The following is a 12,670-nucleotide window of genomic DNA, read 5'->3' as shown; positions in this document are numbered from 1 at the left end:
TTTTGGTTACGCGACGGAATCTGTCGACCAGGTGTCGAGTCGGCGCGGAAAAGGGCGGACGGAGTGTCCGTGGTGCGTGCCACACTCGCGTGCATGGGGAAGATCGACAGCGTGGAGGCCCTGCTCAGGGAGGTCCGGGCGGGTGCCCGCATCAAGTATCTGCACTTCTGGGGCCACCGGCCGCGCCCGGACGGCCGCGTCGGCGCGAGCTGTCTGAGCCAGTGGTGGCCGTCACCCTTCGTGGTCGACGGCGTGGAGTACGTGACGGCCGAGCACTGGATGATGGCCGGCAAGGCGCGGCTCTTCGGTGACGCGGAGGCGGAGCGCCGGATCCTGGCGGCCGCGCACCCCGCCGAGGCGAAGAAGGCGGGCCGGCTGGTCCGCGGTTTCGACGAGGCCGTCTGGCGACGGGAGCGCTTCCGCGTCGTCGTGGAGGGCAGCGTGCACAAGTTCGCCTCGGACGAGGAGCTCCGCGTGTTCCTGCTGAACACCGGCGACCGCGTCCTGGTCGAGGCGAGCCCCGTGGACCGCGTCTGGGGCATCGGCCTCGCGGCCGACGACGAGGCGGCCTCGCACCCGGAACGCTGGCACGGCCCGAACCTGCTGGGCTTCGCCCTGATGGAGGCGAGGGAGAGGCTGGCGGGGGCATAAAGGTCTCCGACCGCGCGCAGGGGCGGTGCCTGTCGCACGGACCGGGCGCGGGGACAGGACCTGTTCCGGCGCGACTGCTACGTCATCCGTCCGAGGGCTGGGCCTGGGGGGGCAGCACCCGTCCCCCTGTACCGGGGGCACGACCGCTGCGACGTCATCAAGGGGGCCGGCGGCGAGGGCTGACCGTCACGGTTCGACGTCTCGCAAGGGGTGGGCGGCGGGACCGTGGCGTGCCTCGGCCCGCCGCCCGGCGGAGCCGCTAAGGCCGGGCACCGGCGGCACCGCACTCCCCGCCGAGAGGCGGAGGTGGGGCGTGAGCTGGGCGGTCCGCGCCGGCTGCGGGCGAGCCGCCCGTGAGCCGGTCGGCCCCGGAGGGCTCAGTTGTAATACGCGATGGCGAAGGCGAGAAGCCCCAGCATCAGGACGATGCTCGCGGCACCGCAGATGATGCCGGCGAGGGCCACACCCGGGTTGTCGGCCTCGCCGCGGCGGGCCTTGGCGCGGCCCAGGGAGCCGAGGACCACCGCCAGGATCGCCATCACGATGGCCAGCGGCCAGGCGCAGAACCCGACGACCGACAGGATGCCCAGCACCAGCGCGGCCGTGCCCATGCCGTTGTTCGGCTGCGGCTGCATGCCCGGCCAGCCGTAACCGGCCGCCGCCGGGTAGGCGGGGATGCCGGGCCCGCCGTAGCCCGGGTACGGCTGCGGGGCCGGGTAGCCGTACGCCGCCGGAGCGCCCGGATAGCCGTACGGCACCTGGCCGGGGCCGTCGGGGGCTATGGGCGGCGGCGGGACGGGCGCCGATTCCTGAGGCTGGGCGGCGGCCGCCGGGGGCGGCGCGTACGGGTTGCCGAGCCCGGCGGGGGCCGGCGGGGCGTAGGGGTGCACCGGTGCTCCGGTCTGAGCGCCGGGCCCGGGCGGCGCGAACGGGTTCGCGGGCGTGCCGGAAGGAGGAGTGAACGGGTTCGCGGACGCGCCGGAAGGGGGCGCGAACTGATGCGCCGGGGTGCCCGCCGACGGCGCGCCGGCCGGGGGCGGGAACGGCGCCGCCTGGCCGGGCGTGGACGGCGTACCGGCCGGGGGCGAGAACGGGTCCGCCTGGGCGGGCCCGGACGGTGCGGGGGCCGGTGGGGCGAAGGGGTCGGCCGGTTTGGCCCAGGCCGGTGGGACCGCGTCGGCGGGTGCGTCCGGGGCGGGGAGCGAGGCGACCGTCCGCTGGTCGTGGACGGGGGGCTGCGGCGCGGGAGCCGGGGCGGTGGCCTCGCCGGCGGGAGCGTCCGAAAGACCGGAGAAAGGCGAGGCGTCGGAGACGACCGTGGCGCCGGCCCCCTGCGGGCTCACCCGAGGTGCCCACGGATCCGCCTCCACGCCCGCGGCCGGCGTCGTCGCCGCTCCCTCGCGCGCGGACCGCTCGGCCCGGGGGGAGTCGACGGGCTCCCGCCCACTCCCCTTGTCCAGCGAGACCCGGGGCGCGGAGCCCTCAGGTGCCAAGGACCCCTCGCCGGCGCCGTGCTCCGGCGGTATCGGCTGCGGCACCTGCTCTGACATGGCTCAGGACCCCCCTGTGTCGGACGTCCGGCCATGCTACGGGCGAGGCCAGGGCCGTCGAGGCCGGGGGCCTACGATGACCTGGAGTCACCGATCAGCCGATCACCCGCGCCCGGACCACGGACCCCAGGTCCACGGGCGCCGTTCCCGGGGAGGAACCCTTGTCCGACCGCAGCTCCGTACCGGCCGTCGGCACGTCCGACCGCGATCTGCACGCCTTCATCGCCGGACTGCCCAAGGCCGAACTGCACGTCCACCACGTCGGCTCCGCCTCCCCGCGCATCGTCTCGGAACTGGCCGCCCGCCACCCCGACTCCAAGGTGCCCACCGACCCCGAGGCCCTGGCCGACTACTTCACGTTCACGGACTTCGCGCACTTCATCGACGTGTACCTGTCCGTCGTGGACCTGATCCGCACCCCGGAGGACGTCCGGCTGCTGACCTTCGAGGTGGCCCGCGACCTGGCCCGGCAGCAGGTGCGGTACGCCGAGCTGACCATCACCCCGTTCTCCTCCACCCGCCGCGGCATCGACGAGCTGGGCTTCATGGCCGCGATCGAGGACGCCCGCAAGGCCGCCGAGGCCGAGTTCGGGACCGTGCTGCGCTGGTGCTTCGACATCCCCGGAGAGGCCGGCCTCGAGTCCGCGGAGGAGACCGCGCGCCTCGCGACCGACGACCGGATCCGCCCGGAGGGTCTGGTGTCGTTCGGGCTCGGCGGCCCGGAGATCGGCGTGCCCCGGCCGCAGTTCAAGCCCTACTTCGACCGTGCCATCGCGGCCGGGCTGCACTCCGTCCCGCACGCCGGGGAGACCACCGGACCGCAGACGGTGTGGGACGCGCTGACGGAGCTGCGCGCCGAGCGCATCGGCCACGGCACCAGCTCCGCCCAGGACCCCGCACTCCTCGCGCACCTCGCCGAGCACCGCATCCCGCTGGAGGTCTGCCCGACCTCCAACATCGCCACCCGCGCGGTCCGCACCCTGGACGAGCACCCGATCGGCGAGTTCGTCCGGGCCGGTGTGCTGGTCACGATCAACTCCGACGACCCGCCGATGTTCGGCACCGACCTCAACAACGAGTACGCGGTGGCCGCCCGCCTCCTCGACCTCGACGAGCGGGGCCTGGCCGACCTGGCGAAGAACGCCGTGCGGGCGTCCTTCCTCGACGCCCCCGGCAAGTCCAGGATCGAGGCCGAGATCGACACCTACACCGCGGCCTGGCTCGCGCCCTGACACACCCCACAATGGGGCCATGCAGAACGTGACCGCCGTGGCCCACCGCGGCGACCCCTACCGGTTCCGCGAGAACACCCTCGACTCGCTGCGTTCCGCGCTCGCCCTGGGCGCGGACGCGGTCGAGATCGACGTACGGCTCACCCGCGACGGCGTCCCCGTGCTGCTGCACGACGAGACCCTGCGCCGGCTGTGGGCGCACGACCGGCCGCTGCGCGCGCTGTCGGCGGACGAGGTGCGCGGGCTCACCCGGGGAGCGGTGCCGACGCTGCCCGAGGCGCTCCTGGCGACGGAGGGCAGCCGGGTGATGATCGACCTGTGCGGGCGGGTCGACCGGCGGTCCGTGGAGCGGACCCTGGACGTGGTACGGCAGTGCGGGGCCGGGGACCGGGTGTACTACAGCGCCCACGCCGAGGCCGTGCTCGCGGTCCGGGCCGCCGATCCCGCCGCCGAGATCGCCCTGACCTGGACCTCGCTCGCGCCGCCCCGTCCGGCGGTGCTGGACGCGGTGCGCCCGCGCTGGCTCAACTACCGCTTCGCCCTGGTGGACCGCGACCTGGCGGCCCGTGTCCACCACGGCGGGTACCTGCTGTCCGTCTGGACACCGGACACCCGCCGCTCCATGCGCCGCCTCCTGGACGTGGGCGTCGACTCGATCACCACGAACCGCGTCGACGTCCTCACCGCCCTGCGGGGCGAGATCCTGCGGGACGGCATCGAGCTCGACGGCATCGTGCGGGGCGACATGGTGCGGGACGACGTCGTGCGGGGCGACGTCGTGCGCGACGCGGGCTGACCGCCGTCGTGCCCCGCCCCTTCACTTCCGGGCGGACACGGTCACCGCGCGCGGCGCCGAGCGGGGCACGGTGTTCCTGCCGTCGGTCACGGTGACCGTGTAGGAGTGCCGGGAGCCGGGGGTGACGGAGTCCGTGTACGTCATCTCCGGCAGCTCCCAGTCGGTGGAGCGCTGCTTGCGCGAGGCCACCAGGACGCCGTCGCGCCGGATCCGGTACGTCAGCTCCGCGTCGTCCCGGTCCCATGTGGCACGCCAGGTGAGCGTGATCCGCCCGGCCTTGTCGCTGCGGGCGGCCGGTTCGGGTGCCGCCAGCGGAGCGCTGTTCCCCGGCCCGGACGAGAAGCGTGTCAGGCCCTGCTGGGGCCGGCCGTTGACCGTGGTGAACTCACCGCCCGCCCACAGGACGCCCTTGGCCATCGCCAGCGCGCGCGGGCCGATCCCCTCACCGAGTCCGTCGTCGGTGTCGGGGAACCAGTGCAGGATGCGGCTGTCACCGACGGACTGGGCCAGGAAGTGGCGGCGGCGGCCGTCGGGGAATCCGCCGGGGGTGCGCATGCAGTAGTGGGCGTGGGAGGCGCTGTAGAGAACGCCCCGGTCCACCACGACGGCCTGGGTGGCGCCCTGACAGTAGTCCTTCCAGATCATCGACCCGTCGGACAGCCGCCCGGCGATGCGGCCGTCGAAGATCCCGGTCCCCCGGCCCTCGGCGGCGACGTAGAAGTTCCTGCCGTCGCTCGCCAGCGCCTTCACCGAGGACCCCTTGGGCAGCCAGCCCGGGAACGAGGCGACGGTCGAACCGGTGGCGGGGTTCAGGGCGACCAGGGCCTGCTGGGCCTCACCGTCGACCTGGTGGAAGTCGCCGCCGACGAGGAGCTTTCCCTGCTTCGGTGCCACGAGCAGGGCGCGTACCGGCTCGTCGATGCGCGCCCTGAGCGGGAGCAGGGAGCCGCCCGGCCGCAGGGCCGCGAGGTGCTGCCTCTTGCGGCCGTCGACGGTGAGGAAGTCGCCGCCGAGGTACACCGTGGTGCCGTTGGTGGCGATGGCGCGGACCGTGGCCGCGACCGCGGGGCGGAAGTCCGCGCGCAGCGAGCAGCCGGCCGTGTCGAGCGCGACCGCGCTGGACACCGCCGTGTCGTCGACCTTGCCGAACGATCCGCCGACGTACAGCACCTTGCCGTCGCTCGACGCCTTCAGGGCCCGTACCGTCGCCTCGCCCTCCGTGAAGGAGTGGGCGCACGGCAGCAGCCGGCCCGTGACGGCGTCGAACGCGGCGAAGTTCTTGCGGGCGACCGCCTTCTGGCCGGGCTCGGCGCCGGGCGGACGCACGCTGTCGAAGGTGCCGCCGACGTACACGACACCGCGCGCGTAGGCGACCGACCAGACGATGCCGTCGGTCTGCCAGGTCGGCAGCGCGGCGGCGGTCAGGGTCTGCTCGCTGCGGGCCGGCGCCTTGACGCCGGGCGCCGGTGCGCCGTGGGCGGCCGTGAGCGAGGCGGCCGCGAGAAGGGCCACGGTGGAGGTGCCGGTGACCAGCCTCGCCGTGTTTTTCCTCAGGCGCATGGAACATCCCGGGGTGGAGGGGGTGTGATCAGGAAGCGGTGAAGGCGGGAGAGCGCCGCAAAGATACTGAACTCGGATATTTCTGGAGCGACTCCCGGGCCGAGAAGGGCCACCGTGTCACCCATCGGCAGCACGGCCCCGGTGCCACTCTCACCTTTCCAGTCGTTTTATACGCCTCAAATGGTCTACGGAAAGGAGTCGCTCTGCTTGTCGGCCGTCACGCGGTGGAAACGTTGACGACGCCCGACGGTGGACAAAGGTCCAGCACTCGAATCCGCGACGGAACGAGAGTGCGCGTGGGTGAGATCTGGTGCCCGAGCTCTGGGCCCAAGCAGAAGAAGGAGTGCTCGTGATGCGAGTGACTACCCGTTCGACGACGCGGGCGTGGACCGCGCGCCTCGCCTGTGCCGGCGTGACCACGCTGGTGGCCCTCGGCGTCGCCGCCGGCCCCGCACTGGCCGCGGAGGTTCCCCCCGTCTTCATTCCGGGCCACCCCGCCGCGGCGTGTGCGCCGGGTCAGCAGCTGCTCAGCGTGACCGCCTCGAACACCCCGCAGACGTTCCACGTCGCCATTCCCGGTGACGGAAGCGGCGACGTCACCCTCACGTTCTCCAACGGCAACAAGGAGATGGCGTTCAGCATCGCCCAGCCGAACTCCATCGCCGTCCGCCAGGTCACCGTCGCGGGCGGCCCGAACGCCAACCGCTACATCTATGACTCCAACACCGGCTTCCCCAACGGCATCGACAGCGACTCGGGACTCTTCCCGCCGCTCAACCCGGGCGGCCAGATGCCCGGCATCGGCCGCGTGGACCTCTGCTTCGTCCCCGACAACTACAGCTGACGCGGCACGCGCCACCGCACTTCGCACCGTTCACCGGCCGGGACCCGATCACGGGTCCCGGCCGTGTGCCGCGCGTACGGCCTCACCCTTCAGACCGCGGGCAGCGGCCTCGCGGCCGTCGCTCCGTCGAGCGCCTCCAGCCGCTTGGTCTTCCGGCGCACGACATACAGCGGGACGACCCCGAACATCCCGAACGACATGTCGAGCAGGCTCCACCAGAAGGGAATCCCTCTGACCGGGCCGCAGACGAGCGCGAGCGGGACGATGCCGGCGCAGGCGATCATCCCGAACTCGACCACCCAGATGTTGCGCACCGGGTCGCGGTAAGGCCCGTAGAAGGCGACGGCGATGACGAGATGCGCGAAGGCCAGCCAGTCCGTCCCGTACAGCACGAACGGATAGTCGGCGTCGACGGTGTCGAGCCCCTCGCGCACCCGGGAGATCCACCGCACGAGCCCCGGCAGCCACTCGGACACCGACAGCGCCCGCAACCCGTCCTCGACCCAGCGCAGTTCGTGCACCAGCGGAAAGGCGGTGGCCCCGCTGAGCACGAGACACACGACGAAGAGACCCAGCCACACGCGAATGCCCTTGAGCAGGGCAGCTCTGTCGCTCATGACCTCAGCGTACGCCTTGTTTTGAACGTGTTCAAAATATTGGTGGGGGGTACGTGCCCCCCGGGAGCCTCATGTTCCGGCGCAGCCGGTGCAGCGCACGGTCGTCTGCCCGGAGTGCCGTACGCAGGCCCAGCGAGGGGGACTTGGGCCGGCCAAGGGCGTCCGGGCAGCACGCCCTGGATCGAGGCCCTGTCTCAGTGCCGCAACCACGCCGCGAAGGCGTCCACGAGGCCGGCGGCGAGTTCGCCGCGGCCGAATCCGACGAACAGCCGGTTGCCCCGGCCCCAGTCGGCCTGGGTGTGCGGGCGATGTCCCGGTCGACCAGGGCCTTGGCCGCCTGGCGGGCCGGAGCGAGCAACCGGGGTGCCGGCTGTTCGAAAGTGCACCGGCGGTCAAGGGGCGGACGCCCGCTCCGTCGCTAGAGCCCCACGATCTTGTTCCACCGCTGGGCGAACTCCACCCGTTCCGTGGACGTGATGTCCCGGGCGATGGCGAGGCGTTGGCGCATCGTGTCGTCGGGGAAGATCAGGGGGTTGGCGGCCAGGGCTGCCGTGTCCTTGTCCTTGGAGGCGGCCAGCACCTCCTTGGCCGCGGGGACCGGGCAGACGTAGTTGACCCAGGCGGCGAGCTTCGCGGCGACGGCGGGGTCGTAGTAGTAGTCGATCAGTCGCTCGGCGTTCCTCTTGTGGCGTGCCAGGTCGGGGATCATCAGGGAGTCGGACCAGAGTTCGGCGCCCTCCTCGGGGACGACGAAGCGGATGTCGGGGTTGTCCGCCTGGAGCTGGATGACGTCGCCCGAGTACGCCTGGCAGGCCAGGACGTCGCCGCTGACCAGGTCCTTGGTGTAGTCGTTGCCGGTGAAGCGGCGGATCTGGCCGCGCCCGACCTCGCGCTCCACCTCGTCGCAGACCTGGTGGAAGTCGTCCGCCGTCCACTTGGTGATGTCGACGCCGTTGCCCTGCATCAGCAGCGCGAACGCCTCGTCGAGGCCGGACAGCAGGGTGACCCGGCCCTTGAGGTCGTCCGCCCAGAGGTCCTTCACGTGCCGGATCTCACGGCCGAGCTTGCGGCGGTTGTAGGCGATGCCGGTGATGCCCGACTGCCACGGCACGGTGTGGTTGCGGCCCGGGTCGAAGGCGGGCGAACGCAGCAGCGGGTCGAGGTACTTGGCGACGTTCGGCTGGCGCGCGCGGTCCATCCGCTGCACCCAGCCGAGCCGGACGAAGCGCGCGCACATCCAGTCGCTCATGACGATCAGGTCCCGGCCGGTCTGCTGGTGGTTCATCAGCGCGGGGCTGATCTTGCCGAAGAACTCGTCGTTGTCGTTGATCTCCTCGACGTAGTCGACGGAGATCCCGGTGCGCCGCTCGAACGCTTCCAGCGTGGGCCGCTTGTTCGGGTTGTCGTCGTCGGTGTCGATGTAGAGCGGCCAGTTGGCCCAGGCCAGCCTGCGGTCGGCGGTGGAGGCGTCGGCTCCGGCCCGGTCGCCGGGCTCGACGTAGGCGGCGGGCACCCCGCAGCCGGCGAGGGCGCCGAGCGCGGCGGTCCCGCCGACGGCGCGCAGGAAGGAGCGACGGGTCAGCGGCGGCTTGCTGGAGGTCTCGGGCACACCCGAAAGGATGCCCGCGCCGCGCGCGGGCGGACAATCGACGCTGCGTCGAGTGCGCCGGAGCGGACCCGACACCTTGTCGACCGGCCCCACGGCGGTGCGGCGGCCCGCGGGCGCGCGAGTGCGGTCCGCGCACGCACGACGGCAGCGGCCCCCGGGCGGGGAGGTGATCCCGTCCGGGGGCCGCATGATCCGGTCCTGTTCCCTGCGCGTGCGCGCGGCCGCGCGCCTACACGTCCAGCGAGGTCATCACGTGCTTGATGCGCGTGTAGTCCTCGAAGCCGTACGCCGACAGGTCCTTGCCGTAGCCGGACTTCTTGAAGCCGCCGTGGGGCATCTCGGCGACCAGCGGGATGTGGGTGTTGATCCACACGCAGCCGAAGTCGAGCTTCTTGGACATGCGCATCGCGCGGCCGTGGTCCTTGGTCCACACCGAGGAGGCGAGGGCGTACTCGACGCCGTTGGCCCACTCGACGGCCTGGTCCTCGTCCGTGAAGGACTGGACGGTGATGACCGGTCCGAAGACCTCGTTCTGGATGATCTCGTCGTCCTGCTTCAGGCCGGAGACGACGGTGGCGGCGTAGAAGTAGCCCTTGTCGCCGACCTGCTGGCCGCCCGCCTCGACCTTGGCGTGCGCGGGCAGCCGGTCGATGAAGCCGGAGACCTGCTTGAGCTGGTTGGGGTTGTTCAGCGGGCCGAAGAGGACGTCCTCGTCGTCCGGCTGACCGGTCTTGGTCTCGGCCGCGGCCTTGGCGAGCGCGGCGACGAACTCGTCGTGGATGGACTCCTGGACGAGGACGCGGGTCGCGGCCGTGCAGTCCTGGCCGGCGTTGAAGAAGCCCGCGACGGAGATGTCCTCGACGGCCTTAGCGATGTCGGTGTCCTCGAACACGAGGACCGGGGCCTTGCCGCCCAGCTCCAGGTGGACCCGCTTGACGTCCTTGGAGGCGGACTCGGCGACCGACATGCCGGCGCGCACGGAGCCGGTGATGGAGGCCATGGCCGGGGTCGGGTGCTCGACCATCGCGCGGCCTGTCTCGCGGTCGCCGCAGACGACGTTGAAGACGCCCTTGGGGAGGATCGCGCCGATGATGTCGGCGATGAGGACGGTCGACGCGGGGGTGGTGTCCGACGGCTTGAGGACGACCGTGTTGCCCGCGGCGATGGCCGGGGCGAACTTCCACACCGCCATCATCATCGGGTAGTTCCACGGGGCGACCTGGGCGCAGACGCCGACCGGCTCGCGGCGGATGATCGAGGTCATGCCGTCCATGTACTCGCCGGCCGAGCGGCCCTCGAGCAGCCGGGCCGCACCCGCGAAGAAGCGGATCTGGTCGACCATGGGCGGGATCTCCTCGGAGCGGGTGAGCCCGGTGGGCTTGCCCGTGTTCTCCACCTCCGCCGCGATGAGCTCCTCGGCCCGCTCCTCGAACGCGTCGGCGATCTTCAGGAGGGCCTTCTGGCGCTCGGCGGGGGTCGTGTCACGCCAGGCCGGGAAGGCCGCGGCGGCGGCCGCCATCGCGGCGTCCACGTCCGCCTGTCCGGACAGCGGAGCGGTGGCGTACGCCTCGCCCGTCGCGGGGTTGACCACCTCGGTGGTCCGTCCGTCGGCGGCGTCCCGGAACTCACCGTCGATGTAGTTGCGCAGACGACGCAGCTCGGTGCTCACTGCCGGCCTCCTGATCTGGTTCGAGGGTTCAAGCTGTCCAGCCCCGGCCCGCCACTGCGGCTGTCCGAAGGCTGAGACACCCACCCTAATCGGCACAGCCACGTTTTCAACACCCCCATCGCCACCCGTTCTGCGAAATCCGCAAGTCTTGTCCTCGCAAACAACGAATTTCATCGCCGCGGCCTTGCAAAACTATCGAGACGTCGTGCACAGTGAGGTCGTGGCCAGTCGAAGCGCAGACCAGAGGGACTCGCCCCGCGAGTCCAGGAACGGCAACAGCCCCCAGCTGGACGCCGTCTCCCTCGCCATCATTCAGCAGCTCCAGGAGGACGGCCGCCGTCCGTACGCCGCGATCGGCAAGGCCGTGGGCCTGTCGGAGGCGGCCGTGCGCCAGCGCGTCCAGAAGCTGCTGGACCAGGGCGTGATGCAGATCGTCGCCGTCACGGACCCGCTCACCGTGGGCTTCCGCAGGCAGGCGATGGTCGGGATCAACGTCGAGGGCGATGTCGAGTCGATCGCGGACGCGCTGACCGGCATGTCGGAAGTCGAGTACGTGGTGATGGCCGCGGGCTCGTTCGACATCCTCGCCGAGATCGTCTGCGAGGACGACGACCACCTGCTGGACGTCATCAACCGACGCATCCGGGCCCTGCCCGGCGTGCGCTCCACCGAAAGCTTCGTCTACCTGAAGCTGAAGAAGCAGACCTACATGTGGGGAACCCGATAACCGTGAGCCAGAAGGACCTCAGCCGCACCGCGTACGACCACCTGTGGATGCACTTCACCCGCATGTCCTCGTACGAGCACTCCCCCGTCCCGACCATCGTGCGGGGCGAGGGCACCTACATCTACGACGACAAGGGCAAGCGCTACCTCGACGGTCTCGCCGGTCTGTTCGTGGTCCAGGCCGGTCACGGCCGCACGGAACTCGCCGAGACCGCCTTCAAGCAGGCCCAGGAGCTGGCGTTCTTCCCGGTGTGGTCCTACGCCCACCCCAAGGCCGTCGAGCTGGCCGAGCGCCTGGCTCACGAGGCCCCCGGCGACCTGAACAAGGTCTTCTTCACCACCGGCGGCGGCGAGGCCGTCGAGACCGCCTGGAAGCTCGCCAAGCAGTACTTCAAGCTGGTCGGCAAGCCGACCAAGTACAAGGTCATCTCCCGCGCCGTCGCCTACCACGGCACTCCGCAGGGCGCCCTGTCCATCACCGGCCTGCCCGGCCTCAAGGCCCCCTTCGAGCCGCTGGTGCCCGGCGCGCACAAGGTGCCGAACACCAACATCTACCGCGCCCCGCTCTTCGGTGACGACCCGGAGGCCTTCGGCCGCTGGGCCGCCGACCAGATCGAGCAGCAGATCCTCTTCGAGGGCCCGGACACCGTCGCCGCGGTCTTCCTGGAGCCCGTGCAGAACGCCGGCGGCTGCTTCCCGCCCCCGCCCGGCTACTTCCAGCGCGTGCGCGAGATCTGCGACCAGTACGACGTGCTGCTCGTCTCGGACGAGGTCATCTGCGCCTTCGGCCGCCTGGGCACGACGTTCGCCTGCGACAAGTTCGGCTACGTCCCGGACATGATCACCTGCGCCAAGGGCATGACCTCGGGCTACTCCCCGATCGGCGCCTGCATCGTCTCGGACCGGCTCGCCGAGCCGTTCTACAAGGGCGACAACACCTTCCTGCACGGCTACACCTTCGGCGGCCACCCGGTCTCCGCCGCGGTGGGCCTCGCCAACCTCGACCTGTTCGAGCGCGAGGGCCTCAACCAGCACGTGCTCGACAACGAGGGCGCCTTCCTGCAGACCCTGCAGAAGCTGCACGACCTGCCGATCGTCGGCGACGTCCGCGGCAACGGCTTCTTCTACGGCATCGAGCTGGTGAAGGACAAGCACACCAAGGAGTCCTTCAACGACGAGGAGACCGAGCGCGTCCTGTACGGCTTCCTCTCCAAGGCGCTGTTCGACAACGGCCTGTACTGCCGTGCCGACGACCGTGGCGACCCGGTGATCCAGCTCGCCCCGCCGCTGATCTCCAACCAGGAGACCTTCGACGAGATCGAGCAGATCCTGCGCGCCACCCTCACCGAGGCGTGGACGAAGCTCTGAGCCACCACCGAAGGCTCTGATCATCCGACTGGATGACCGGTACCGGCC

11 protein-coding genes are annotated in these 12,670 nt (G+C 71.4%); 6 read left to right on the top strand and 5 right to left on the bottom strand.

What is annotated here, in order from left to right:
* Positions 1-93: 93 nt before the first annotated feature.
* The gene (locus B446_RS26675) at positions 94-651 is read left to right on the top strand and encodes an NADAR family protein (RefSeq protein ID WP_043476508.1); all 558 of its coding nucleotides are present in this window, start codon (positions 94-96) and stop codon (positions 649-651) included.
* A gap of 377 nt (positions 652-1,028) precedes the next feature.
* On the opposite strand, the gene B446_RS40415 is transcribed toward B446_RS26675, so the two are convergent.
* Complete coding sequence (locus B446_RS40415; RefSeq protein WP_078614808.1) at positions 1,029-2,201, bottom strand: DUF4190 domain-containing protein; 1,173 nt, start codon at positions 2,199-2,201, stop codon at positions 1,029-1,031.
* Between the two features lie 101 nt (positions 2,202-2,302).
* Here B446_RS40415 and B446_RS26665 point away from each other — a divergent pair, with 101 nt between their 5' ends.
* Positions 2,303-3,433: an adenosine deaminase gene (locus B446_RS26665; protein WP_106960617.1), complete on the top strand. Its 1,131-nt coding sequence runs from the start codon at positions 2,303-2,305 to the stop codon at positions 3,431-3,433.
* A gap of 19 nt (positions 3,434-3,452) precedes the next feature.
* Complete coding sequence (locus tag B446_RS26660; RefSeq protein WP_020942532.1) at positions 3,453-4,229, top strand: glycerophosphodiester phosphodiesterase; 777 nt, start codon at positions 3,453-3,455, stop codon at positions 4,227-4,229.
* Positions 4,230-4,250: 21 nt separating this feature from the next.
* Here B446_RS26660 and B446_RS26655 read toward each other — a convergent pair whose 3' ends face one another.
* Positions 4,251-5,789 (bottom strand): hypothetical protein, encoded by a 1,539-nt coding sequence (locus B446_RS26655; RefSeq protein ID WP_020942531.1) that lies wholly within the window; start codon positions 5,787-5,789, stop codon positions 4,251-4,253.
* A 349-nt stretch (positions 5,790-6,138) separates the two neighbouring features.
* Here B446_RS26655 and B446_RS26645 point away from each other — a divergent pair, with 349 nt between their 5' ends.
* Positions 6,139-6,633: a hypothetical protein gene (locus B446_RS26645; RefSeq protein ID WP_148305752.1), complete on the top strand. Its 495-nt coding sequence runs from the start codon at positions 6,139-6,141 to the stop codon at positions 6,631-6,633.
* 89 nt (positions 6,634-6,722) lie between these two features.
* Here the strand turns inward: B446_RS26645 and B446_RS26640 are convergent, their stop codons facing one another.
* The 3 genes from B446_RS26640 to B446_RS26630 all read right to left on the bottom strand — a co-directional run bounded on the left by B446_RS26640 (position 6,723) and on the right by B446_RS26630 (position 10,528).
* Positions 6,723-7,250 (bottom strand): hypothetical protein, encoded by a 528-nt coding sequence (locus B446_RS26640; RefSeq protein WP_043476505.1) that lies wholly within the window; start codon positions 7,248-7,250, stop codon positions 6,723-6,725.
* A 418-nt stretch (positions 7,251-7,668) separates the two neighbouring features.
* Positions 7,669-8,859, bottom strand: coding sequence for an extracellular solute-binding protein (locus B446_RS26635; protein WP_020942528.1), 1,191 nt, complete (start codon positions 8,857-8,859; stop codon positions 7,669-7,671).
* A gap of 229 nt (positions 8,860-9,088) precedes the next feature.
* The gene (locus B446_RS26630) at positions 9,089-10,528 is read right to left on the bottom strand and encodes a gamma-aminobutyraldehyde dehydrogenase (protein WP_020942527.1); all 1,440 of its coding nucleotides are present in this window, start codon (positions 10,526-10,528) and stop codon (positions 9,089-9,091) included.
* A 205-nt stretch (positions 10,529-10,733) separates the two neighbouring features.
* On the opposite strand from B446_RS26630, the gene B446_RS26625 reads away from it, so the two are divergent.
* Positions 10,734-11,255 (top strand): Lrp/AsnC family transcriptional regulator, encoded by a 522-nt coding sequence (locus B446_RS26625; protein WP_020942526.1) that lies wholly within the window; start codon positions 10,734-10,736, stop codon positions 11,253-11,255.
* Positions 11,240-12,622, top strand: a complete 1,383-nt coding sequence (locus B446_RS26620; protein WP_078614807.1) for an aspartate aminotransferase family protein — start codon at positions 11,240-11,242, stop codon at positions 12,620-12,622. Before B446_RS26625 ends, B446_RS26620 begins: the two co-directional genes overlap by 16 nt.
* The last annotated feature ends 48 nt before the right edge of the window (positions 12,623-12,670 follow it).

It is taken from the genome of Streptomyces collinus Tu 365 (assembly GCF_000444875.1).
GTDB lineage: Bacteria > Actinomycetota > Actinomycetes > Streptomycetales > Streptomycetaceae > Streptomyces > Streptomyces collinus_A.
This window is presented reverse-complemented; position numbering and strand designations above follow the sequence as displayed.